At 66.1% G+C, this 23,081-nt stretch carries 22 protein-coding genes; 8 read left to right on the top strand and 14 right to left on the bottom strand.

Features of this window, described 5'->3' with window-relative positions:
- Window positions 1–60: 60 nt before the first annotated feature.
- Window positions 61–1,023: an MBL fold metallo-hydrolase gene (locus KF724_01765; GenBank protein MBX3354408.1), complete on the bottom strand. Its 963-nt coding sequence runs from the start codon at window positions 1,021–1,023 to the stop codon at window positions 61–63.
- A 165-nt stretch (window positions 1,024–1,188) separates the two neighbouring features.
- Here KF724_01765 and KF724_01760 point away from each other — a divergent pair, with 165 nt between their 5' ends.
- On the top strand, window positions 1,189–2,004 hold the full coding sequence (locus KF724_01760; GenBank protein MBX3354407.1) for an alpha/beta hydrolase: 816 nt from the start codon (window positions 1,189–1,191) through the stop codon (window positions 2,002–2,004).
- A gap of 45 nt (window positions 2,005–2,049) precedes the next feature.
- Here KF724_01760 and KF724_01755 read toward each other — a convergent pair whose 3' ends face one another.
- Genes KF724_01755 through KF724_01745 form a run of 3 tightly spaced genes read right to left on the bottom strand, consistent with a single transcriptional unit; the run spans window position 2,050 to window position 4,673 of the window.
- Window positions 2,050–2,973 carry a hypothetical protein gene (locus KF724_01755; GenBank protein ID MBX3354406.1) on the bottom strand — a complete coding sequence of 308 codons (924 nt, stop codon included), beginning with the start codon at window positions 2,971–2,973 and terminating at the stop codon, window positions 2,050–2,052.
- Between the two features lie 39 nt (window positions 2,974–3,012).
- Complete coding sequence (locus tag KF724_01750) at window positions 3,013–4,194, bottom strand: hypothetical protein (protein MBX3354405.1); 1,182 nt, start codon at window positions 4,192–4,194, stop codon at window positions 3,013–3,015.
- 11 nt (window positions 4,195–4,205) lie between these two features.
- Window positions 4,206–4,673: a hypothetical protein gene (locus KF724_01745; GenBank protein ID MBX3354404.1), complete on the bottom strand. Its 468-nt coding sequence runs from the start codon at window positions 4,671–4,673 to the stop codon at window positions 4,206–4,208.
- A gap of 66 nt (window positions 4,674–4,739) precedes the next feature.
- Here KF724_01745 and KF724_01740 point away from each other — a divergent pair, with 66 nt between their 5' ends.
- The 3 genes from KF724_01740 to KF724_01730 are packed head-to-tail and all read left to right on the top strand — an operon-like array spanning window position 4,740 to window position 10,501.
- Window positions 4,740–6,572, top strand: coding sequence for an FAD-dependent monooxygenase (locus tag KF724_01740; protein MBX3354403.1), 1,833 nt, complete (start codon window positions 4,740–4,742; stop codon window positions 6,570–6,572).
- Between the two features lie 3 nt (window positions 6,573–6,575).
- Entirely contained in the window at window positions 6,576–8,831 is a 2,256-nt protein-coding gene (locus KF724_01735) for an FUSC family protein (GenBank protein MBX3354402.1), read from the top strand.
- An 11-nt stretch (window positions 8,832–8,842) separates the two neighbouring features.
- Window positions 8,843–10,501, top strand: a complete 1,659-nt coding sequence (locus KF724_01730) for a HAMP domain-containing protein (protein ID MBX3354401.1) — start codon at window positions 8,843–8,845, stop codon at window positions 10,499–10,501.
- A gap of 14 nt (window positions 10,502–10,515) precedes the next feature.
- Here the strand turns inward: KF724_01730 and KF724_01725 are convergent, their stop codons facing one another.
- A complete protein-coding gene (locus tag KF724_01725) occupies window positions 10,516–10,917 on the bottom strand; it encodes a DUF2934 domain-containing protein (GenBank protein ID MBX3354400.1) in 402 nt (133 codons plus the stop codon).
- Window positions 10,918–10,976: 59 nt separating this feature from the next.
- Here KF724_01725 and nagZ point away from each other — a divergent pair, with 59 nt between their 5' ends.
- Window positions 10,977–11,981 (top strand): beta-N-acetylhexosaminidase, encoded by a 1,005-nt coding sequence (gene nagZ / locus KF724_01720; GenBank protein ID MBX3354399.1) that lies wholly within the window; start codon window positions 10,977–10,979, stop codon window positions 11,979–11,981.
- 89 nt (window positions 11,982–12,070) lie between these two features.
- Entirely contained in the window at window positions 12,071–12,724 is a 654-nt protein-coding gene (locus KF724_01715; protein MBX3354398.1) for a lipid-binding SYLF domain-containing protein, read from the top strand.
- A 7-nt stretch (window positions 12,725–12,731) separates the two neighbouring features.
- Here KF724_01715 and pgeF read toward each other — a convergent pair whose 3' ends face one another.
- Both pgeF and KF724_01705 read right to left on the bottom strand, forming a co-directional pair.
- The gene (gene pgeF / locus KF724_01710; GenBank protein MBX3354397.1) at window positions 12,732–13,571 is read right to left on the bottom strand and encodes a peptidoglycan editing factor PgeF; all 840 of its coding nucleotides are present in this window, start codon (window positions 13,569–13,571) and stop codon (window positions 12,732–12,734) included.
- A gap of 4 nt (window positions 13,572–13,575) precedes the next feature.
- On the bottom strand, window positions 13,576–14,046 hold the full coding sequence (locus tag KF724_01705; protein MBX3354396.1) for a hypothetical protein: 471 nt from the start codon (window positions 14,044–14,046) through the stop codon (window positions 13,576–13,578).
- A 99-nt stretch (window positions 14,047–14,145) separates the two neighbouring features.
- On the opposite strand from KF724_01705, the gene KF724_01700 reads away from it, so the two are divergent.
- Complete coding sequence (locus tag KF724_01700) at window positions 14,146–14,709, top strand: hypothetical protein (protein MBX3354395.1); 564 nt, start codon at window positions 14,146–14,148, stop codon at window positions 14,707–14,709.
- 123 nt (window positions 14,710–14,832) lie between these two features.
- Complete coding sequence (locus tag KF724_01695) at window positions 14,833–16,497, top strand: Type 1 glutamine amidotransferase-like domain-containing protein (GenBank protein MBX3354394.1); 1,665 nt, start codon at window positions 14,833–14,835, stop codon at window positions 16,495–16,497.
- A gap of 98 nt (window positions 16,498–16,595) precedes the next feature.
- Here the strand turns inward: KF724_01695 and KF724_01690 are convergent, their stop codons facing one another.
- From KF724_01690 to coaD, 7 genes are all read right to left on the bottom strand, one after another.
- Window positions 16,596–17,525, bottom strand: a complete 930-nt coding sequence (locus KF724_01690) for an FAD-dependent thymidylate synthase (protein MBX3354393.1) — start codon at window positions 17,523–17,525, stop codon at window positions 16,596–16,598.
- Between the two features lie 98 nt (window positions 17,526–17,623).
- Entirely contained in the window at window positions 17,624–18,214 is a 591-nt protein-coding gene (locus KF724_01685) for a hypothetical protein (protein MBX3354392.1), read from the bottom strand.
- A complete protein-coding gene (locus tag KF724_01680) occupies window positions 18,211–19,104 on the bottom strand; it encodes an ABC transporter ATP-binding protein (protein MBX3354391.1) in 894 nt (297 codons plus the stop codon). The genes KF724_01685 and KF724_01680 overlap by 4 nt, the downstream gene beginning before the upstream one ends.
- A 115-nt stretch (window positions 19,105–19,219) precedes the next feature.
- The gene (locus KF724_01675; protein MBX3354390.1) at window positions 19,220–20,713 is read right to left on the bottom strand and encodes a trypsin-like peptidase domain-containing protein; all 1,494 of its coding nucleotides are present in this window, start codon (window positions 20,711–20,713) and stop codon (window positions 19,220–19,222) included.
- Between the two features lie 24 nt (window positions 20,714–20,737).
- Window positions 20,738–21,637: a 3-methyl-2-oxobutanoate hydroxymethyltransferase gene (gene panB, locus KF724_01670; GenBank protein ID MBX3354389.1), complete on the bottom strand. Its 900-nt coding sequence runs from the start codon at window positions 21,635–21,637 to the stop codon at window positions 20,738–20,740.
- Window positions 21,634–22,374 (bottom strand): hypothetical protein, encoded by a 741-nt coding sequence (locus tag KF724_01665; protein ID MBX3354388.1) that lies wholly within the window; start codon window positions 22,372–22,374, stop codon window positions 21,634–21,636. The genes panB and KF724_01665 overlap by 4 nt, the downstream gene beginning before the upstream one ends.
- Window positions 22,371–22,955 (bottom strand): pantetheine-phosphate adenylyltransferase, encoded by a 585-nt coding sequence (gene coaD, locus KF724_01660; protein ID MBX3354387.1) that lies wholly within the window; start codon window positions 22,953–22,955, stop codon window positions 22,371–22,373. The genes KF724_01665 and coaD overlap by 4 nt, the downstream gene beginning before the upstream one ends.
- Between the last annotated feature and the right edge of the window lie 126 nt (window positions 22,956–23,081).

Below are 23,081 nucleotides of genomic sequence, written 5' to 3'. Positions count from 1 at the left end.
GGTGAGTTCAGACCGCGCGGACTGCGGAGTGTGGCCGTTGGAACTCGGCGGAATCACGCATCACTTTGAAGTCTCGATCGCTCGTCGGGCACCCGCGAGGTTCATCGCCATCCAGGTGCGACCGATGAAGATGTCACGGGCGGCCTCGGGAACCCCCGCAGCATCGGCTTGGCCGTGGAGCCAGGGACGGTAGCGATCGAGAATCGCCTCATCGGAGTCACCGGTGGCAATGGCTTCGCGGAGCCACTCATCTTCGGCCACGAGTCGACGCTCCACCGTCTCGAGGTGATCGATCGGATCGCGAACTTCACCACCATGGGTGAGCCACAGGGCGGCGGGGCGCACGCGCTTCATCCGATCGATCGATGCACGCCACGCGCCCAGGTCATACTCGGGCGGCGGAGTGGGAATGGCGACGAAGCGACTTCCCGGCACGAAGGTCGCGGCAGCATCACCCGTGAAGAGGACTCCGCCCGGTGCCGGCTCCGACGCGAGTTCCGAGTCGTGCGCTCGGGCATCGTCGGCCCGGTGAATCAGCCACGCATGATGGTGCCGTGCGTGCCCCGGTGTCTCGATGGCCTGAACGCGCAGACTCCCGAGGTCGATCGTGGCTCCGTGCGGCTCTGCGATCACTCGCGCTTCAGGCGCCGGAAGCGGATCGCCATACCAGCGCTCGTATCCGGAGCCATGCACGCGACGAGAGCTTGCGATGAGCTTCGAGGGGTCAATCAGGTGCCGTGCGCCGAAGGGGTGCACATGGATCGTGGCGCCACGCTGCGCGAAGGCGCCTGCCGCACCTGCGTGATCGAGATGAATGTGCGTCACGAAGACATGGAGGATCGACGCTGGATCCACTCCCCTCTCCCGAAGAGCGCGCTCGACTCTCGGCAGCGTGGCCTGCGTGCCAGCTTCGATGAGGATCGGACCCTCGCTCGCGCGAAGGAGATAGACATTCGCGGCGCCGGAAAGATCCTGGTAGCCGACATCGATGGCGTGGAGCTCAGGCAGTGCGTGATCGGGCATGGGTGGGCTCGGAAGGGCGGGAGTGTGTCAGGCCAAGGGTGTCCGGCGCGTGCGACTCCGCAGGATCGTCACAGTCGTTGTACACGGAGCGACGCCTTGCGGCTTCTCGCTTCACATGCCCGGCGAGATGAACCGAAGATAGATGAGAACCCTCCGAGGGCGAACATGCTTCCCGACACACCACTCATTCTGCTTCCGGGCGTCTGCTGCGACGCGTGGTTCTTCCGCCACCAGGCGCAGGCGTTCGCCCGAACTCAGAATGGGACGCCTCGGCATGTCATCGTGCCCGAGTGGATCGCGCATGTGGATCCTCGCGATGGCACCGGCGCCATGCGGCGGCTTGCGGCTCGACTCAGCACCGCGTGGCATGAAGCGGGACTCGATGGCTCGATTGTCGTCGGCCACAGCATGGGCGGCTTCATCGCCACGCTTGCCTGCGCGACCGGGCGCTTCCGTCCGGGAGGCCTCCTGATCATCGATTCGTCACTGCCGGTTCCGGCCGATCGCCGGACAGCGTTGCTGGAACTCGGAGCTCGAGTCATCGGGTGCGATGACCCGGACCCCACCGAGCGCCTCTCGCGCATGGAGTCTGTCATCGGCAACTTCGTGCGAAGCCAACTCACCGGTGCGTCCGATGATCGCGAGATCATTGATGAGATCGTGGAGCGGATGTCCCGCGCCGATCCGCAGCGCAATGGCATCATGCTCCAGTCGGCAGCAGCGCTCGACATCGTGCCGAGCCTCGAGCGCGTGCCTGGCCGAGTTGCGGCACTCGCGGCCGAACCGGGACGGCTGCCGATTGAACTCTTCCAAGCGGCGCGCCCCGATGCCGAGGTCGCGCTCCTGCACGATGTCGGACACTTCCTGCCCATCTTCGCCGCGGAACAAGTCAACACGGCCATCGCCTGCATGTTGGGGGGACGACCACTGCGAGGCGCCGGCATGGAGCCCGTCATTCACCTGCGCGCGCCAGCCGCCTGAGCGATCTTGGCGGAGCGGTGCGCGAGCACTTCGCCTCGTCTTTGGTCACTTGAGCCGATCGCCGAGACCCCTTCGGATCGCATCGCCCGCGGACTTCCCGGCATCCTCAAGCTTCTCCCCTGCTCCGCGCAAGGCCTCCTGAGCCTTCTCGCCGAGCGCACCTCCGAGCGAGGAGAGGTCCACCCCAAGGCGATTGGCGATCTGGGAGATGTCGCCGACCGGTCGAAGGCCACCACCCGCATCGACTGAAAGCGCGAAGTCCGGAACGCCGCGTCCGAGTGAGGCGATGCCTCCGAGAAGGCCGTCTCTGAGCTGACCTGGAATCTGATTGCCACCCGCCTCAAGCGCCGCCTGCATGATCGCGTTGACCACCATGGCCGTAAGCTGATCCATGCCGACCGGATCACGACCAGCGCTTCCGAGTGACTCGAGCCGAACGGTAGGCACCCGGAGATCGAGCGTCGGTGAGAGAACGGGCAAGCCGCTCGCGCGCACCGTGATGTGGATGTCCTCGATCAGCAGTTCATCGATGACGAAACGGCGGCCACCCTCACTCTGGCGCCCGCCGCCCAGTGAGCTCCGCATCGTGTCGAGAATCATGCGGGCGTTGCTCTCTCCACCCTTCTGTTCAAGGACCACGCGAAGGGTCTCGAGGCGAATCGAGGGGATGCGCACGACATCGCCCCGCAGGCTCCGAAGGTCGAGGGCCATCGAGCCATCGGCGAGCGTAAGGAACTTCGAATCGGTGTACCCCGCGGGGTTGGAAACCTGAAGCGTGCGGAGCGACGCCCCTGGTGAAAGCACACCAATGCGAATCGACTCGAGCGTTGTCGGGACGCCGAGGACACGCGTCGCGCCCACCTCGATCGCCCGCCGAGCAATCGAATCAATCGAGTAGAGCGCCACGGCCAGCGCAATGACGAGCACAATGACGAGGGGAAGAACGAGCTTGATGACGAGTCGGATCATGCCAAACCCCTTTCCACATGGCAGTGTACGGGTGACGACTCACCGCCGAGGTGGATGGACGCCGATGACACGACGGCCGATGCCAAGGCGGATCCCTTGGTTCAGGAATGCCTCAACCTCGGCGCGGCGTGAGCTCCTGCCGAAGACGAGGACGCTTCCACCGAACCCGCCCCCCGTCACCCGCGCGCCGAGGGCTCCGTGAGCGCCACCCTCTGACTCGACGCGCGCCACGATGGCATCAAGCGCAGGAATGCTGATCTCCGCATCGTCGCGAAGCGACGCATGACTCGCACGGACAATCTCGCCGATTGAGTCGAGGTCGTGGGCCTGCAACGCCGACGCGAGGCGATGCACACGCTCATTCTCCGAGATGACATGGCGCGCCCGCGACGCGAGGCGTGCATCGCTCTGCGCGAGCGCCTCGATCGCACCGGGCGGAACCGCCTCCTGTCGAAGCGGGACACCAAGCCGAACGCGGGCGGCGTCCACCTCGGCGCGACGCTGCGCATAGCCGCCATCTGAGAGCTGGTGGCGCACTCCGGAGTCGACGAGGTGCAGCGACAAATCCGGTGGTACGCCAATCTCCTCTGCCTCCTCGGTGGCGCAGTCGAGGAGGAGCGCGACACCTTCGCGGCCCATGAGCGCTACCGTCATGTCCATGATGCCGCACGGCGTTCCCGCGAAGTGCTCTTCCGCATCGCGGATCAGGTGGATGAGCGCCCGGCGAGAGGCATGAGTCGCGGGGTGGGCTCGTCCGTCCATGGTGAGCGCCGCGAGCGCGGTGGCCGTGGCCATGGCTGCGCTTGAGGAGAGCCCGGCGCCGATCGGCACCTCGCTCGCGATGAGCATGTTCAGCGACCCGCTCGCTTCGGCCAACCCGCGCTCCCGCAGCAGGCGAAGCGGACCCATCACGAGGTTGATCCACGCCTCAGCATCGTCCGATGGACGGCGCTCGAAGTTCGCGGCGGAACCGCAGGTGGCGCGCCGCCCAAGGGTGATGGAGTCGATCACCGTGTGACCACCGGAGGCGGGCCCGATCGCCACAGTTGTTCGCTCAGCGAGCGCCATCGGCATGACGACTCCCCCGGCGTAGTCGGTGTGATCGCCCATCAGGTTCACACGGCCCGGCGCCGAGGCGACGGCTGCGGGCATGGCACCGAAGCGCTGCATGAAGAGCGCTTCGATCGACTGATCGCCCGCGGTCGAGCCCTCGGATGACACGGGCTGACTGCTCATTCCGCCGGCGCGGGCGGGTTCACTCCTCCGCGCGACTCCGAGCGCCAGAATCGAGCGTGAATGCGATACCAGGCGCCTTCGGTCACGACCGGAAGTTCCGTCGCCTCGGCGCCGGGCGCGCCATCGGTGAACCCATCGCCCGAGAGTGATTGGCGATGGAGCGTGGTCTCCTGCCGAAGAAGCGCTCGATCCCACTGCACGATGTCGGCGCCGACCGCCTCCGCCGCGGCGATCGCCTCCGGATCACCGGGCACCGTCTCGATCAGGAAGTCACTCGTGCCGAGGAGTGTCGCATTCTGCGGAGGCAGGATGGCCACATGGGCGGTCGACACCCGTGGTGCCCGCGTTCCCTGATAGTGGTTCAGGAAAGGATTGGCACACCCACCCGCCGCAAGAACGACCGAGAGGAGTGCGCCTCGGATCACCATCGCCTGCACGCAAGCCGCGTTGAATGTGAGTGACACGATCACGAGTGTAGTTGCGGGCCGGGTGAAGTTGCCGACTCCCGGTTCAGAGGCGACCATGACCCCATGCCGCCGGATCCCGAGGTCCTGATTGTCGGCGCCGGACCCACTGGCCTGATGTTGGCATTGCAACTGGCTCGGCGCGGCGTGCGCATTCGCCTCATCGATCGCAACGCGGGTCCATCACGCGAATCGCGCGCCGTGGTCGTGCAGGCGCGAACGCTCGAGTTCTTCGACCAGCTCGGCTTCGCCACCGAGGCGGTGCGTGCAGGGCGTTGTGTTTCGCGCCTGCGCGTGTTGCGCCGCGGTCGTCTGCGAGCGGAGTTTCCGTTGGGTGGCATCGGCCATGGACTGACGCGCTTTCCCTTCATTCTCTCGCTGGGACAGGATCAGACCGAGGCGCTCCTGCTCTCGAAGCTGGCCGAGGTTGGCGTATCAGTCGAGCGCTCGACCGAGGCTGTGGCGGCCGAAGACATCAGTGGGCGTTGGCGCATCACGCTCAGGAGTGCGTCTGGAGAGGAGTTCGTCGACACGGCGTGGCTCTGCGGCTGCGACGGCTCATCGAGCCTGGTGCGCCGGGCGCTGGGCATTGCCTTCGATGGCGGCACCTACGAGCATCGCTTCTACTTGGCTGATTGCCGAGTCGATGGCCCAGTGCCCGACGACGGTGTCACCGTCGCCCCCGATGCACGAACGCTCACGGCGTTCTTCGCAATGGCCGGCGAGCGCCGCTTTCGCGTGCTGGGTCGCCTGCCCGCGTCGCGCGCGACTCCGGAACACGATCAGGAGTCACTCAGCTTTGAACAGATGAGTGAACTGGCGAAGCGCGGCAGTTCGCTCCCCATCACCTGTTCGTCGCCACGGTGGACGAGCGTCTATCGACTGCATCACCGTTGTGCGGCTCAACTGGTGACGCTGCGCACCTCGGCCCGATCGACGCGGTCGAACTCCCACGCTCCCACGACTCCGGTCGCCCCCATCGCTCCGATCGCTCCCCATGCTCTGACTGCTCATGTCGCTCCTGTCGCTCCTGTCGCTCCTGTCGCTCCGACTCCTCATGCCGAGTCCGGAGCACCGGACGCACCCGCCGCAAGTGGCGTGCACGGCTCGCACGGCGCCTTTATCCTCGGCGATGCTGCCCATGTCCACAGCCCCGTCGGCGGCCAAGGCATGAACACCGGCCTTCAGGATGCCACGAACCTTGCGTGGAAGCTCGCCATGGTCCTCCGCGGTGGCGCATCTCCGGCGCTGCTCACGAGCTACGAGAAGGAGCGCCTTCCCGTGGCCCGGCGTCTGCTCCGAACAACGGATCGCATCTTCACGCTGGCCACGAGTGATTCGCTCCCGGCACGGGCGCTGCGGGCCGCTGCCTTGGCTCTGGTTCTGCCGCGGCTCCTTCGCGTGACACGGCTTCGACGCTTTGCCTTCCGCGCGATCGGTCAGATTGGCATCGGGTACCAGGCGCAGTCCCTGGCGAGAGTGGCGCTCGACGGGGGCGCGGCGCCTGCTCCGCTCGAACCAGGGAGTCGCCTTCCCTTCATCGAGTTCGCGGCGGGCGACGGACGCCGGCGCTCGCTTGCCGATCTCTGCGACGGTCCATGGTGGACCCTCATCGCGATGGGCGTGAGTGACGCACCCTCGACCATCACCGCGCTCCGCTCGACGGCCTTAGCCGCGAGCGTGAGTCCATCGTGGCTTGCACTTCGCGCACTCGCCACACCGGAGGCCCACGCCGACGCGACTCCGATTCTCCGGGACATGAGTGAATCGGAACCGCGCCTGCTGGTGGTCCGGCCCGACCTCCATGTCTTCGGGTTGTGGCCGCTCGCGCGGGCAACACAGGCGCTGGTCGCGCTTCGTCGGGCGTTGACCTTGGCCGGGGAAGGGACGGCGCCCTGATTCATGGCGGGACTTGCTGAGCTTCGCCGTCTCGAAACCTGGACTCGGGAGCTTTCGGCGACTCCCGATCGAGTCCGCACGGCGCTACGCACCACCATCGCCTGCACGGCCGCGACGCTCGTCACGCAGTCTCTTCACCTTGATCAGGGCTTCTGGGCGGTCATCACAATCCTTGTTCTTGCGCCGCCGACTGTGGCCGCCAGCATTCGAAAGGCAACTTTTCGCCTGCTCGGAACCGCGTCGGGCTGCATGATCGCCGTCGGGTCGGTGGCGCTCTTCGCCCAGCAACCTCCGTTGCAGATGGCGGCTGTCTTTCTCACGCTCGCGGTCGCGCTCTACTTCGCCACGGGTCGTGTGGCCCCCTACTCCTACTTCTGTGCGGCGTTCACCACCTCCATCGTCTTCTATGCCGCGGTGCAGGACCCTGCACGCGCCGGCGATTTCGCATGGGCGCGCTTCAAGGAGATTTCTCTGGGGGTGCTCATCTCGGGGGCCAGCCACATGCTCATCTGGCCGGTGCATGCCGATCGAACTCTGCGCGAAGGAGTCGCGCGCAAGATCGAGCAGGCGGTCGCGCTCCTTGATGCACTGCGCGAGACGGCCCCCACGATGACCGAAGCGGAGATCATTGCGCCTCCGCCATCGAGCGAGCGCATGGCTGCACAACTCGACCTCCTTGACACCGCGGCCGGACTTCATGAACGCGTCTATGAACATCGCCATGCGTGGGAAGCGGTGATCGGTGTTGTTGAAGCAGTGCGCCTGGCGTGCAATGAATGTGCAAGGCTCTCACTCGCCGCCGGCGCTCGCGAGGGTCTCGCACCACTTCGCCACGAGCTCACCGCGGCGCTCGACGCGCTCTCCATGCAGGCGCGCGAGTGCGCGGCGGCCCTCAGGACGGAGCGCGTGGTCAATCTGTCCGCGACGAGCCCCTTCGAGGGGCTCGACGGGGCTCTTGCGCGGCAGCGTGCTCCCGGTCACGGGGTCCCATGGAAGCCCGATCAGCTTGCCGCAGCGGCCGCCACCGTCGAAGCCCTGCGTTCAGCCTGGAGCCTTCTGGGGCGGCTGGGTCCCGAGTCGAATGCGGCGCTTGGCCATGCGGCGCCTTCTGCTGCCTCGGTCATCGTGCAGCCTCTCCAGCCCCCATCGCTGCTTCCGCTCGACGACAGCCGCGTGCGCTGGGCCATCAAGGGTGCCCTTGCCGCGAGCGTCGCGATTCTCCTGGGTGCCTCACTGCGGTGGTCGATGGGCGTGCCCGCCACCGCAACCTGCGTGGTCCTGGCCGTCACGGGCTCATTGGGTGCGCTCGTGCAGAAGTCGGGCTTGCGGCTCCTCGGCACATTGGTGGGAGGCATCCTCGCGCTCATGATCCTCATGTTCGTCATGCCGATCGCTGAAGGACCTGCCGCACTCGTCACCATCGCCGCGTTGATCTTCTTCCCCTGCGCGTGGCTCCTTGCCGGCAGTGATCGAGTGAGCTACCTCGGCCTTCAGGCGGCCTTTGCCTTCTGCTTCGGGGCGCTCGGTCCACTCGAACCGAGCATCGATCTCTGGACGCCGACCAGTCGAATCCTCGGTGTCATCGTTGGACTCCTGATCACGGGAGTCGTCTTTACCCTGCTCTGGCCGGTCTACGCGACGACACAGTTTCGAGAGTCTGCCGCGAAGACCCTGGGGATCATCCGCAACATTCTCAATGATGCCCTCAACCTTCAGTTCACTCAGACGCTCGTCTCACTGCCTCGGCAGCGTGCGCTGTATGACGCGCTGGCGGCGACCACGCGCGTTCTCGCCGAAGCGGAATATGAGGATCCCGCGGGGAAGCATCTCGATCGCACGGCGGCTGTCGATCTGCTCACGACGCTTCGACTTCTCACTCGCAGCGCCATTCTCTGGCGGCAGGCGCAACTCGCTGCGGGTGCACACTTCCCCTCATCTGCATCGACCAAGGCGCTGGCAAGCGCGGGTGAGGCGCTGGTCGAGCACATTGATCGCCTCGCGAGGGCCATTGCCGTCGGCGCTGCACCGAGCGACGAGCCCGCGACCGAGGCCGCGATCCACGCGCTCAATGCCGCGATCACGACCGACAGCGAGAGCCTCCAGGGCCAAGGATGGTCAATCACTCAAGTGGATGCTCTCTTCGCGTGCGTGGAACACGCCCGGGCCCTGCACGCGCTGCTCCTTCGCGGGGAGCAACTGGCCCGAGCCCTTCGGATCACAAGGGCGACGGGGCTCGCGTACGCTTCCCCGACCCGCTGATTGGGCGTTCGATGGGCAGCATTCGACTCAAACTTGCGCTTTCATTCCTGACGGTCGGCGTCCTCTCCGTCGGCATCACCGCATGGCTGGCGACGGCGGCCGCGGCCGCGAGCCTGACCCAGGCGCAGGTGCAGGACCTCATCCAATGGGTCATGCTCTGGAGCGTGCTGGTCATCAGCGCCGTGCTGTTGCTGAGCCTTGTCCTGAGCTCCGGGTTCACTCGGCCGATCAGCAGGCTCACCATCGCGTCGCGCTCCCTCGGCGAGGGCCGTCTCGAAGTTCGCGTCAGCGATGAACGCACCGATGAGATCGGCGACCTTGCGCGCGCATTCAACGACATGGCGGCGCGGCTCGAGAGCGCCCACTGGGGCATGGAGGAAGCGAACCGTCGACTCCAGGAGACGAACCAGCTTCTGCGCCGCGAAACAGGCGAGCAGCGCGAGCGCATCGAGACTCTCTCACGCATCGCCGAAGAGTTCTCGCGCATTCAGGATCGCGACATTCTCCTGACCCGTGTGCTCACCGAAGCGCGCCGGCTCACCACCGCCGACGCAGGCAGCGTCTACCTCCGCGAGGGCGATGAACTGGTCCTCTACTTCCCGCAGAACGACACCCTGTCGCGCCGCACTCAACCACGCGATCAGGAGATGCGGCGGCTCTTCTATGTGCAGCAGCGACTGCCGCTCTCCACCGGGTCGATCGCCGGAGCGGTCGCGCTGACCGGCCGCGTCCTCAACATTCCCGATGTGCGGCGCATTGATCCCGGGGCGCCCTATCGCTTCGAAGCTCGCTTCGATGAGCAGGCCGGATACCTGACACGCGCCATGCTGACCGTGCCGCTCATCACCGAGTCCGCTGGTACCGTCGGCGTGCTGCAACTCATCAACCCCTCGGAGTCGGGCGGGGTTCCGGGCATCTTCACGGCCGCCGATGAACGACTCATGGCCAACTTCGCGGGGCTTGCGGGCATTGCCATCGAACGGGCCCAGCTCACGCGTTCGATCATCATGCGCATGATCCGCATTGCCGAAGCGCGCGATCCCACCGAGACCGGTCCACATGTCAACCGGGTCGCCGATGTCTCCATGCATCTCTTCGACGCGTGGGCGAGGCGGCATGGACTTGATGTCTCGGAAGCCGGTCGGCGCCGCGATCGACTTCGCATGGCGGCCATGCTGCACGATGTCGGCAAGGTCGCCGTTCCCGACTCGGTGCTGCGCAAGGTCGGGCCGCTCACCGACGAGGAGCGTCACCAGATGCAGCAGCATGTTCTGGTCGGCGCCGGTCTCTTCGCCGGCTGGCAGACGCCGCTCGACCAGGCCGCACGCGATGTCGCGCTCTTTCACCATGCGCGCTGGGACGGTCTCGGCTACCCCGATGCCGAGCAACTCCGCTCCCTTCGTTCAGTGCTGGGTGACGAAGTGGCGGACATGGGCACTCCCGCTGGAGATCACATCCCGCTCTTTGCGAGGATCGTGGCCGTGGCCGATGTCTTTGACGCCCTCGCCTCCCGGCGCAGCTACAAGGACGCCTGGCTTCCTGAGCGCATTCTCGGCGCGGTCCGCGCCGAAAGCGGCAAGGCGTTCGACCCGGAGCTGGTCTCGATCTTCGAGCAGGAGTTCGAGGACCTGCTCGCACTGCGAGCCCGGTATCACGGCGACGAGAACTGACTCGAGCCCGGTGGTCAGCTTGAGCGTCGCTTCGATCGTGGCGCCTGCGCCAGTGACTCAAGCTCAGCTTGAATGTCCCGTTCCGCATCGAGCCAATTGCTCATCTCGTCGCCGCCGCGCTCCTGCCAGCGCAGGAACGCTCGAAGCGCGATCTCCTCCCCGAGGCGCGCCGGGTCAACGGCCACGGCCGACGGAGAAGCACGGCGCTTCGACTTCGGTGCGGCGCTTGGCTTCTTCGCCTTGCCACTCGGCGCGGACTTCGCCTTACGAGCTGCACCCCCGCTCGCCTTCGCTGCGGCGCCACCGCTGCGGCTCTTTCCACCGCGAGCCGAGCGCGAGGCTGACAACTTCTTCACTCCGTCGCGTGCCATTGTCTGACGCGCCGCGACTCCGGATCGATGCTTCTTCTTGGCCACGATGATCTCCTGTGAGGGTGATCATAGCCATGGCCGACGCTCGGCTACGCTCCGAACCAATGCAGCAGCACACCGACACTGTTTCGGTCGACGCCGAACTCACGCGCCGCGCCGCGGGACTTCTCTGCGTTGGCTTTGAAGGCGCCACACTCGACGACACCACCGCATCACTCCTGCGCCAAGGCGCAGCGGGAGTGATCCTCTTCTCGCGCAACTTTGTCGACCGCCAGCAGTTGGCGGCGCTCTGCAATGACATTCTGGAGGCCGCCGACCACCATGTCATCATCGCGGTGGACCATGAGGGCGGCCGCGTGCAGCGCTTCAAGGGAGCGGGGTTCACCGATCTGCCAGCGGCCCGGACGCTGACCGATGCCACCGCGGCATTCGAGGCGGCGGCTACGGCCGCGCGCGAGCTCCGACATGTCGGTGTGAACCTCAACTTCGCACCGGTGCTCGATGTCGACAGCAATCCCGCGAACCCGATCATGGGCGATCGAAGCTTCGGCAGCGATCCGGCCCATGTGGCTTCGCTCGGCACTTCGTTCGTGCGTGGCTTGCAACGCCATGGCGTCGCCGCCTGCGGCAAGCACTTTCCGGGGCATGGCGATACATCGCTTGACAGCCATCTTGACCTGCCCCGCGTCTCGCATGACCGCGCGAGACTCGAAGCGGTCGAGTGGCCGCCCTTCCGCGCAGCGATTGCCGCCGGTGTCGCAGCGATCATGACAGCCCATGTCGTCTACGACGCGATCGACCCGGGAGTCCCCGCGACCATGAGTCGAGTGCTGCTCGAGGGGACGCTGCGTGGCGAGATGGGTTACGAGGGCGTCATCGTGAGCGACGACCTCGACATGAAGGCCATCAGCGATCACTACGAGGCAGGAGAGGCCGCCGTGCGTGCCATTGAGGCGGGCGTCGATCTCATCCTCTGCTGCCGGAATCCTGCGCATCGGGATGCCGCGCATCAGGCCATTGCTCAAGCAATCGCCTCGGGTCGCCTCTCCAATGATCGGGTCGAAGCGTCGTTGGCTCGCATCAGGAACCTCGCTCGACAGTTCGGATGAGTGGTTCGCTTGCGAGTGCCGGTGGCCGGCTTTAGGCTGCGAGGCAACTTCGCGCGACGCCTCCAGAACCCGGACCAAGGAGCCCTCCCATGTTGACGAGAACTCTCTCCCTGCTGCTTGCTTCCACCATCGTGCTCCTGGCCGGAGGGTGCGGTAGCACTCCGATGTCCACCCGCATCATGCGAAGTACCGCCATCCTCGAGGAGTTTCAGTCGAGCGACAGGCCCATTCCCGCTTCGACACTTGAGAATGCCGCCGGCGTCGCCATCCTGAGCGAAATCTCCGCCGGCGTCGGAATCGGCGGCTCGGGCGGCGAGGGCATTCTGCTGCGGCGCCTGAACAGCGGCTGGTCGCAGCCCATCGCGGTCAGCGTGGGCTCCGGCACGATCGGCGTTCAGCTCGGCGCCAAGGGACGCGAGATGGTCGTCATCTTCAACACCGACGCGGGTGTCATGCGCGCCGCCACGCAGGGCACGACGATGGTCGCGTCGGCCAGCGGGACCGCTGGAGATGCGAGCGGCACCACCTCGGCCATGAGCGGTGCTCCGCCCGCGACGGAGATCTTCTCCCGGTCACAGGGTCTTTTCGGTGGCGCGTTCGTGGGTGGCTTCAACATCCAGGTTGACACCGCGGTGAACCAGGAGACCTATGGTTCTCAGTTCTCGACGCTCGACCTGCTTGAAGGTCGTGGCACCCCCCAACCCGGCATGATGCGCATCGAGCGCCTGCTCGACGGTCGGTGACCCGAGGTCAAGGCGCCTTTGGTGAGCCGATGATCGCGGCCATGCGCCCGCTTCGCGCGCCGTCGCGTCGATAGCTGAAGAATTCGCTTCGCCCGGCGACGGTGCAGGCATCGGCGCGATCGATCCGCTCCGACGAGAGACCCGCCGCCTCGAGTTGCATGATCACCGCCGCAGCGAGGTCGATGGTCGGCTTCGCGCTCGCTCGTGCTCGCACGCAAGCGCCGAGGCCAAGGTCGCGAAAGGCGTGCGCCACTTCTTCGCCCACTTCAAAGGCCTCGACACCGATGCATGGCCCAAGCGCCGCTCGAAGCTCTTCTCGTTCGGCTCGGAGCGCCACGAGCCGCTCCACGGCGGCGTGCACAACCTCGGCCACCACGCCGCGCCATCCCGCGTGAATCGCGGCCACCGCACCGGACCGCGGGCAGGCCAGCAGAATGGCGGCACAGTCGGCGATGGTGACCATCATGGCTGCGCCGGGGGCCACCGAAACCAATGCATCGGCCTGAGGATCGGCCTCGGACGCGGGGTCTCTTCGAGGGCCTCCCGCCGGTGGCGACACACTCACTTCGACAATCGCCGCGCCATGCACCTGGTGCACGCGAGCCACGCGACGATCGCTCAAGCCCACTGCCGATTGAAAGCGCCGCAGGTTCTCCGCGCGATTCTCGGCCGGATCACTGAGTTCGACCGGCACGCCACCGGCACGGCCAAGGTTCATCGAATCAAAGGGTGCCGCACTCACGCCGCCATGCCGCGTCGAGAAGCCATGGGGCACTCCCATCGATGCGAGCTTCGGCGATCGAAGGAACACCTGCCCTCCCGTCCGCACTCGTTCGAGCGTGCCCACGGCGTCACCTCGACTCGGGGTCCGGAGGCGCCAGCGGAGCCACCGCAATGCGCTCGCGACCGAACTCATCCATCAGCGCCGTGAAGACCTCGCCTGTCGCCTGGCCATCGGGGAACTGCATCCACCCGAAGAGCGTCCAACTCCACGCGTTGATTCGAATCACTCTCGGCAGCGCGGGACATGGCGCTCCCGGAGAGTCGGCCGCGGGCTCGATGGAGAGTTCGACCACGCGCACCGGCTGGACCGTGCCCTTGGTCCAGACATACTTGAGCGTGCCGCGCGCTGGATCGCGCTCCACCCGCTCGTAACGGGCACTTCGGCCAGCCACCTCGAAGCGAGCCGCCTGCATCGCCTCCTCGGTGCGCTCCCAGACCTCATCGAAGGTGCCATAGACATGCACCCTGTTGGAGCACCCTGCGGTAGCGGCCGCCAAGGCGGTGAACATCATGACCGTGAGTGTTCGAACGAGTCGCATCAGATGCAGAGACTATCGACCGACTCCCGCCATCTCCCGCAGAGAGTGCGTGCACGACGGTGACTTGCGGACTCTTGCCGCCAGAGGGATGATTCGACCATGCTCAAATCCATGATCGGCGTCGGGCTCCTTGCGATCACTTCACTTCTCTCCCAAGGGTGCACCAACCAGTCGAAGCCGGCGGCGCCCCCGACCTTCCGCCAGGTCTCGGACACCATGATGCCTCACATGGGCGCCGGCAACTGGGTGGTGATCGCCGATGCATCATTCCCGAAGTCATCGCATGCGGGGTGGCGCACCACACCGATGAACATCGATCCGATCGAGGCGCTTCGAGATGTGCTCGCCTCATCCGCCGCATACGGCCATGTGACTCCGGTCATCTGGGTTGATCGTGAACTGATGGCGATCACACCGTCGGAGGTTCCGGGCATCGACCAGTTCAGGAGCGCGGTGCAGCGCGAAGCGGGCGAGGTGGCCATCGACAGCTCCCGCACGCAGCAGCAGATCATCGATCGCCTGCGGCAGGTGTCGCAGACGCATCGAGTGGCCATCATCAAGACTCCAAATCCCCTGCCCTACAGCACGATCTATGTCGAGTTCCTGCATGGGAACTGGACTCCGGCCCAAGAGGCCGCTCTTCGGGCACGCCTTGGTGGGTAAGGCGATGCCTGCCCGGCGGTGGCAGGGCCGAGAACACGGCGGCGGCTCATGCCACCGTCTTGGTTGCGCGAAGAGCGATGGCCTTGGTTTGACATCGCAGGCTGAGGGCTACACTCGGGTCCAATGCTCACCTCTGAAGTCCGTGGTCGGGAGCGCCGCGATGGCGCCCGTTCGAAGTTGTCACGCATGGTCCGCGGACTTCTCTCCGCGCTGGTCACAACTGCTCTCACCCTGATCGCCTTGACGCCCTCTGACGCTCAGGCGCAGGGGTACATCTGCGCCGAAGGCGGCGGCGGTCCAAGCGGCGGAAGCTGGGCGCCGTCGGTCTTCGGTTGGATGGTGCAGCATGGCGGCGCAGCCAAGGTGGTGGTCCTGGGGACCAGCGGTACTGATCCCGCCATCCAGAACGCGTTCCTCAATGCCGGGGCGAGCAGCGTCACCTTCGTGAATGTGACCGCAGCCAATGCGAACAATGCCACGACGGCCGGCATCATCGCTTCCGCCGACATCATCTGGATGCGCGGCGGTGATCAGTGGCAGTACATCAATCTCTGGAACAACACGCTGACCGAGGCAGCAATCCGTTCCGTGTACGACAACGGTGGTGTTGTGGGCGGAACGAGCGCGGGGTGCGCCGTGCTCGGCAAGGTCATCTACAACGCCCAGATCGGATCACTGACGCCGAAGCAGGCGCTTCAGAACTCCACCCACCCGTGGATGACCTTCACGACCGACTTCCTGGAGCTCGTCCCGGGAGTGCTCTTCGACACCCATTTCACGGAGCGCGGGCGCATTGGTCGCCTTGCGCCAATGCTGGCGAACCGCTGGCAGGTCGCCGGGATTGATCTCCTCGGGATTGGTGTTGACGATCGCACGGCCCTCTGCGTCTATCCCGATCTCACGGCCGAGGTCCGCGGCGAGGGTTCGGTCACCTTCCTCCACCGGGTGCCGGGCACATTTCAGGTGGTCGAGAGCGGAAAGCCCGCGATCATCGCCCCGATGGTGCATACGCAACTCACCGAGGGCTATCGATACGACCTGGTGGCTCGGCAGGTGATTGAGCGACCGGAGTCCGCCGTCATCTGCGATCCGCCTTCGGGTCATCCGTCGGTGAGCCAGGCGGTGCAGCTCAACGGCTCGAATGCGTCGGCGCCGACCCTCGGCGAGAAGCGACTCTTCGACAGCAACGACCCCAACGCTCTCTTCCTCGGCAAGCTGACAGTGCTCGCGGGCAACAATCGATTGGCACGAACCTTCATCAGCTCGCAGACCTGGAACTCCACCGACTTCGATGAGAATCGGGTCGGAGGCCCACAGTGGGGCATGACCTTCGACCACCACTGGCTCAATCTGCTGCTCGACGGCAACACGCTGGTGAACGCCAGCGAGCCGGCGCTCCTGACCGCCGCAGCGCCCGCCACCGGTCTCGAGGGCTCCATCGTGATCCTCGACAGCTACGGCATGACGAGCTCGGATGTCTCCACCTATCTCTCCTCCGCGAACTCGATAGGACCACGGCAATCTTCCGCCATCGAGAATGCACGCCTGCACCTGATCCGCGCACCATGGTCCTATCGCATGGATCTCCATCGCGTCGTCTCTCCGGCTGGCGTCGCGGACATCAACTTCGATGGCTCGGTGGATGGTGCCGACCTCGCGCTTCTGCTTGGAAGCTGGGGCGCGGCGCCGATCTTCATCGGTGTCGTGAACGCCGATCTCAACAACGATGGTGTCGTCGACGGCAGCGACCTGGCGCTGCTCCTGGGAAGCTGGTCGACGCCCTCTTGACCTCGGGTCCATCGGCTCGCTGAACGCTGGTCGCACGGCCATCGCGACGCCTCGTCAACCCGTCGAGGATTGTTCAGGTCTGAAGGGCAGAGGCTGCTTCAGGACTGAAGGCCGAGGCGCGCCTGCTTCGCGGCGAACTCCGCCTGCTCGCGCTTGTTGGCGCTGGCGAGGGGCTGCCCGCTGCGAATCGCCTCGATCTCGAGGCGCGTCAGGTGCATCGACTCGAAGTCGTAGTCGCGCCACGCTTCACACGCCACGGGCACGATCGGCTGAATGAGGCGGAACATCGCCTGCGCGAAGTCCTGAATCTCCCGCTGGGCATGAGGATCCATGCGCAGGGAGAGGAATCGCAGCGTGTTGTGCAGGTCGCACTTCCAATACCACTCGGTGTAGACGCTCACGGGGAGCGCCGCTCGTGCGAGCTCCCGCGCCACTCCCTTCTCGGTGAGCGCGAGATAGTCGCGGTAGTTCGCCTCGGCGCGCTCGAGCAACGCGAGGAACTCCTCGGCTGTCGAGACTTCGACCGGCTCATCGCCCCCCTGCCGATTGACCTTGCTCTGGGCGCGGATGCTCTCGAGCGAAGGTCTGAAGAAGCGATCGGGCACGATCGAGTAGCGCGCCGAATACTCGTTGACATTCGCCGTGCGATGACGAATCCACTGCCGGGCCACGAACATCGGCATGGCGACATGGAACTTGAACTCGATCATCTCGAAGGGCGTCGTGTGACGATGCCGGAGCAGATAGCGCACCAGCGTGCGATCCTCGCTCACCTGCTTGGTCCCCTGGCCGTAGCTCACGCGCGCTGCCTGCACGATGGCGGAGTCGGCGGTCTGTCCCTGCGGGACGAGCCTCGGCATGACATCGACCAGGGCGATGAAACCATGATCGTGCACCGGGATCTCCCAGCGCGAACATCCCTTCATCACATCGTGAAGTGGAGTCTCGGCCGCCACCCGGCGCATCGCCTCTCCGGCGGCGCCCGAGGAATCCACGCCGCCTTCGGGTTGTGTCGCGACAGGAGTCATCGGCGTGCCCCCTTCGCGGACCGGGCGCGTCGACTCTTTGGTTGCATGCGGCTCTCGACTTGGCGTTCCACTCACACTCGGCAGCGTACCGCCACGCGTCAAGGCTGACGGTGGTGTTCAACCCACGCCGTGAGCCACCCGCGCACGGCGTTGGCGGTCCCTGGGAGCATCGGCTTCCCACCTGCGGAGAGTTCCGGCGCAAGATTCGGCTTGGTCGGCCATTCAATCGTGATCCGCGTGAGCGCGTCGGGAAGATTCGCCAGTCGGCGCCCCTGGAGCGCGGTGCGCTGATCCGAGGGCCACGCTTCAGGATCAGCGGGGCTCGCTGGTGCTGGCGCCGGCTCGGGGTCGACCGCCACTCTCAAGCCATCAAGGAACTCGTTCTCCGAAGTCGGGAACAGTCCTCCATGGCCAGCCGACCAGCGCAACAACTCCCACCCGAGCGTGCGCATCGCATTGTCCGTTTCCGATGCCGTGCGACGAACCCCGCCGGTCACGAGGCACCCGCCGACAATTGTGGCGATGCAGAGCAGCACAAAGAAGCTGCCGAACCAGTAGACGAAGACGCGCCCGGAAATTGTGCCTGGAATCGGGCCTTCGCCATCGGGTCCATCGCGCCGCGGCTGCGCCCCGGCCCGCGAGGGGTCACCCGGAGAGCGGTCGGGGGACAGGGAACGAGCGTCGCTCACATCCGCATTCCTTCGAACTTGACGCGCTGGCGGCTGCGGCGCGGATCCGCCTCCGGAACGGCTGAGAGAAGGGCCTGCGTGTAAGGATGCTGCGGACGGTTGATGATGTCGTCGCGGTCACCCTCCTCCACGATCTTGCCGTTGTACATGACGGCGATCCGGTCACAGACATGGTGAATGACCGCCATGTCGTGACTGATGAAGAGGAATGACAGACCGAACTCATCCTGGAGATCGGAGAGAAGATTCAGAATCTGGCTCTGGATGCTCACATCGAGCGCGCTGGTGGGCTCGTCGCAGACAATGAGCTCCGGCTCGAGCGCGAGGGCCCGCGCAATCGCGACGCGCTGACGCTGGCCTCCGGAGAACTCATGCGGATAGCGATCCGCGGCGGCCTTCCAGAGTCCACATCGCTCAAGCAGACTCTCCACGCGATGACGCAGCTCATCGCCGCGCGCCAATCCATGCACTTCGAGCGGCTCACCGACGATGCGACCGACGCGCATGCGGGGGTTCAGACTGCCGCCCGGATCCTGGAAGATGATCTGCATTCGCCTTCGCAGCTTGCGCATGGAGGCGTAGCCCTGGGAGAAGACATTGACGCCGTCGAAGAGGACCTCGCCGCCGGTCGCGGGAATGAGCCGGAGGATGGTCCGACCCACCGTTGTCTTGCCGCAGCCCGACTCACCGACGAGTCCGAGCGTCTCACCGCGCCGAATGTGGAAGCTCACGCCATCGATCGCCTTCACGAAGCCGACCGTGCGCTGGAGGAAGCCGCGACGGATGGGAAACCAGGTGCGAAGGTCGCGGACTTCGAGCAGAGGGCGCTCGGCGCCGCGCGGGGCGGACCCGGGAGCGGGATTCGGGCTGGTGCGCTCGGTGGTGGCCACGGGAGGAGCATCGTAGCCGCAACCAGATGGCCGAACAGGTGCTTCGGCAGCCACCGCGCCGCAGGGCACTCCCCTTTGACCACAAGGGGCCTTCCAACTCGCGCGGCGCCGCTCCTCAGCGCTGATCGAGTCGCAGCGCCACCACGCCGACCTCGCCGCTCGGATTGGCGACGGTGAGCGTGACCTCCGACCCGCGCAGCAGTCGGTTGGCGACCAGACGCACAAGGCGCGTGTAGAACTCATCAACCGATGCCACGCTCTGGCCATCGACGGCGGTGATGATCGTGCCCGCGTCGAGCGAACGGGCCATGGACGAGCCGGGGGCGATCTCTTCAATGAGCACTCCGCGCCGGAACGGCACACCCATGAGCGCACAATTCTCCGGGGTCGCGGTGGAGAGCCGCATGAGCCCCGACGCGCGCACCGCCGCGGCGTAAGCGACATAGCTCACTTCGGGATCACTCGGGACGAGCGCCGCTTGGAGCGTGAGCCGCTCTCCTGACTCACCGGAAGTCTCCGGTCGCCAGAGATCGATCTTCACTCGCGCGCCGGGGCGCTGCGTGCCAACCACGGCGAAGACCTGCTTCTGGGCTGCCACTCGAACTCCGGCGATGGCCGTGATGACATCGCCCACTCGAAGTCCCGCGTCGGCGGCCGGACTGCCCGGCACGACCGAGGTGACCAGAACTCCCTCGCCCTGCGGCGTGCGCAGCGCAGCGGCGACCATCGGGTCGCCATCGGGCCGGCGCACCTGGCGAAGATCCGCGAGCCCGATCACGGAGACGCCGAGATACGCGCGTTCGGCGCGGCCGGTTGAAATGATCTGCGTGACGACGCTCTCGATCATCTCCATGGGAATCGCGAGTCCGATGCCCGCCGACTGCCCCTGGCCGAGCGTGCTTCCACGCCCCGTGGCAATGGCCGTGTTCATACCGATCACGCGCCCCATGATGTCCGTGAGCGGACCGCCGCTGTTGCCCGGATTGATCGCGGCATCCACCTGGATGAAGTTCTCATAGTCAAGGTCGGCCAGACCCGCCGTTCGACCCACTCCGGAGACAATGCCGCTTGAGACGCTGAAGCGGAAGTCGAAGGGACTGCCGAAGGCGAAGACGAGTTCCCCCTGACGCGGCTCATCGCTCGAGCGCTGCGCCGGCATGAGGCCACCCGAAGGAATGCGGAGCACCGCGACATCGGCGCGAAGCTCCATGCCGACCAGCGTCGCTTCGCGGCGCGATCCATCGAAGAGCTGCACCTCGATGGTGCTGGCGCCGTCGACAACATGGGCATTGGTCACGATGTGACCGAGGTCATCCCAGATCCAACCGGAGCCCGAACTGGCAAAACCTCGACTGCCGCCGCGCCCCCGCGTCACGCCCGCCGTACTCACATGGACCACGCTCGGCTCAACCACGCGAGCGACATCGCGCGACGCCTGGTTCAGCGCATCGAGAATCGGATTGTCGAGAAGCCGCCTCGACGCCTCACGCACCTCAGCTTCCGTTCGCGCGGCTCGATAGCCGCGATAGGCCATGGGACCAGCCACGAGCAGCACCGCCGCCGCGATCACCACCACGATCGCCGGTCCAAGATGCTCGACTCGTCGCACCGTGTCTCCTTCTGTTCGGCCTGATCAGGCCTGCGTTCCACGAAGGGCGGCGAATCGGGCCGCCTCCTCGGGGGGCATCCGGATGGGGTGTTCGCCGAGAGCACCACTTCGGACTCGCTCGCGCCACTTCGCCGCTGCACTCTCCACGGCGGAGCCGAGGTCAACCAGCGGTCTCGCGAACGCAGGCTGCCAATCGGTCAATCCAAGCAGATCGTGCAGCACCACCACCTGCCCATGGCACGACGCGCCGGCGCCGCAGCCGATGACGGGAATGGTCGCACGCCGAACGATCTCGGCGCTTACCTCTTCTGGGCACGCCTCGATGAGCAACATGGTGGCCCCCGCCGCTTCGAGAAGCCTCGCATCATCGAGGAGCGCGGCGGCGGCGGAGGCGGTTCGGCCCTCGGCGGCATATCCGCCGCGCAGCTTCGCGCGCTGTGGTCGGCTTCCGATGTGCGCGACGACGGGCACCCCGGCTCGCGACAGTGCCGCGACCAGTCCGGCATGCGCGCCGTCGACTTCCAGCTTCACCAGATCGGCGCTGCCTTCCGTCATGAAGCGCCCCGCGTTGCGGATCGCCTCCGCCTCGGAAGGCTGGTAGCTCATGAACGGCATGTCCGCCATCACCACGCAACGCGGTGCGCCGCGCTTGACTGCGGCCGTCAACGCAATCATGAGCTCAAGTGGCGCATGAATGGTCGACGGGAACCCCAGGACCACTTCTGCCGCGGTGTCACCGACCAGCAGCACTTCGACTCCCGCGCGCTCGAGCCAGCGCGCCGTGGTCGCGTCGTAGCAGGTGAGACAGGCGAAGCGGCCACCTTCGCGCGCCTGACGCTGGAGCGACCGAAGGCTCACCTCGGCCCGCTCGGCGGAATGCGCCGATGAGGTGGCGGTGCGGTCGCTCGACGAGCGCTGCGTCATGGAGAGGATTCTAGGGAGGAGCCGCCCAATGGAAAGGGAGAGGCCGGGGCGCGGGAGGGATTGATGATCGCGTTATCCCGCCCGCAGACGATGATCTCCGCAATCTCCGCGGCTTCCGCGAGACTCGCCTTCGCCTGCTCGAGGTCGAAGCAAGGTGACAAGACCTGCCCGGCGGCGAGGTGCTCCTGCGTGGGAACTGCGTCACCCGCCACCAGCACCGTGAGGCGCGGCAGTGACAGGAGGAGGCCCGCCGTACCCGGGGTCACCCCAGGGAGCGGAAAGAGGTCCACCCCCGGTGCGAGGTGATCCGGTGACGGGCGGCAGCGCTCGAGGCGCTCGATCTCCTGCTTGAGCATCGACGCCACTTCCATGTCGCCGGCGCCATGCGCCTCACGGAATCGCGTCACGAGATCGGCGCCGATCACCTCACGCTCAATCTCGCCGATGATCCACTCGGCGTGACCAAAGGCCTCGAGGCCGCGCCGCCGCAGCGGATGAAACGAGGTGAGAAAGACATGCGTGACCTGCTCAGGCAGGACCCCTGCGCGCTCATGCAGCCTCGGCACGAGAAACTTCTCCGGCAGCGACGGGTCGACCAGGATTCGCCGGTCGCCCGCGTCAATCAGCGTGGTCGTGGCGTGCGCAGGGCGAACTTCGCCCTTCTCGCCCCAGAGCGGATGCGCGGCCATCGCGCCGATCGAGATCACCCGAAATGAAATCACGGTCGAAGGGCTCACTCTCCATCCGCCTCCCGCGCCAGTCGCGCGAGTGGATTCGACGGGTCGTTCCGCAGTTCCTCGAGCGCCTTCATCACCAGCGGCGGAACGAAGAGCGACAGCTTCTCGATCGAGCCACCGAAGGCCGCGATCTGTCGAATGAGACTGCTCGAGGTGTAGGCGAAGGTCTCGCCCGCGACGATGAAGACCGTTTCAAGACCGGCCACCTGGCGATTGGTGATGGCCAACTGGCACTCGCCCGCGAGGTCCGTCACATTTCGAATGCCGCGGATCATCGTCACCGCGCCGTGGCGTCGCGCGAAGTCGACGGTGAGATCGTGATAAACCTCCACCCGGCAGGCGGCACCATCGGGCTCGCGCTCGAGGAGTTCCTTGACCAGCGCCCGAGCCATCGAGACCCGTTCCTCAATGGAAAAGAGGGGCTCCTTCTTCGGGTTTCGCCCGATCCCCACCACGATCTCGTCGAAGAGGCGTCGGCTGCGGCGGAGCACATCGAGGTGACCCAGCGTGACGGGGTCGAAACTGCCTGCATAGACGGCCAGATGTCGGTTCACGGTCGCTCCAGATGGCATGGTCGACATGGACCGACAGGGTAGCGATGGCGGCCGTCACGGTCGCTGGACCAGACCTCGACCGAATCGAACGATCTCCCGGTGCACCGTGGTGGTGGGCGACCTCCTCCACGCGTGCTCAAGAAGCCCCTGGAT

Source organism: Phycisphaeraceae bacterium, from assembly GCA_019636735.1.
In the GTDB taxonomy this organism is placed as follows: domain Bacteria; phylum Planctomycetota; class Phycisphaerae; order Phycisphaerales; family SM1A02; genus VGXK01.
Note: the sequence above shows the minus strand (reverse complement) of the source record. Positions and strands in the feature narration are given on the sequence as shown.

What these genes read in the sequence shown, in the direction of transcription:
- KF724_01765 (MBX3354408.1), bottom strand. Translation starts at nt 1,023, where the DNA reads ATGCCCGATCACGCACTGCCTGAGCTCCACGCCATCGATGTCGGCTAC.
- KF724_01760 (MBX3354407.1), top strand. Translation starts at nt 1,189, where the DNA reads ATGCTTCCCGACACACCACTCATTCTGCTTCCGGGCGTCTGCTGCGAC.
- KF724_01755 (MBX3354406.1), bottom strand. Translation starts at nt 2,973, where the DNA reads ATGATCCGACTCGTCATCAAGCTCGTTCTTCCCCTCGTCATTGTGCTC.
- KF724_01740 (MBX3354403.1), top strand. Translation starts at nt 4,740, where the DNA reads ATGCCGCCGGATCCCGAGGTCCTGATTGTCGGCGCCGGACCCACTGGC.
- KF724_01735 (MBX3354402.1), top strand. Translation starts at nt 6,576, where the DNA reads ATGGCGGGACTTGCTGAGCTTCGCCGTCTCGAAACCTGGACTCGGGAG.
- KF724_01730 (MBX3354401.1), top strand. Translation starts at nt 8,843, where the DNA reads ATGGGCAGCATTCGACTCAAACTTGCGCTTTCATTCCTGACGGTCGGC.
- nagZ (MBX3354399.1), top strand. Translation starts at nt 10,977, where the DNA reads ATGCAGCAGCACACCGACACTGTTTCGGTCGACGCCGAACTCACGCGC.
- KF724_01715 (MBX3354398.1), top strand. Translation starts at nt 12,071, where the DNA reads ATGTTGACGAGAACTCTCTCCCTGCTGCTTGCTTCCACCATCGTGCTC.
- KF724_01705 (MBX3354396.1), bottom strand. Translation starts at nt 14,046, where the DNA reads ATGCGACTCGTTCGAACACTCACGGTCATGATGTTCACCGCCTTGGCG.
- KF724_01700 (MBX3354395.1), top strand. Translation starts at nt 14,146, where the DNA reads ATGCTCAAATCCATGATCGGCGTCGGGCTCCTTGCGATCACTTCACTT.
- KF724_01695 (MBX3354394.1), top strand. Translation starts at nt 14,833, where the DNA reads ATGCTCACCTCTGAAGTCCGTGGTCGGGAGCGCCGCGATGGCGCCCGT.
- KF724_01690 (MBX3354393.1), bottom strand. Translation starts at nt 17,525, where the DNA reads ATGACTCCTGTCGCGACACAACCCGAAGGCGGCGTGGATTCCTCGGGC.
- panB (MBX3354389.1), bottom strand. Translation starts at nt 21,637, where the DNA reads ATGACGCAGCGCTCGTCGAGCGACCGCACCGCCACCTCATCGGCGCAT.
- coaD (MBX3354387.1), bottom strand. Translation starts at nt 22,955, where the DNA reads ATGTCGACCATGCCATCTGGAGCGACCGTGAACCGACATCTGGCCGTC.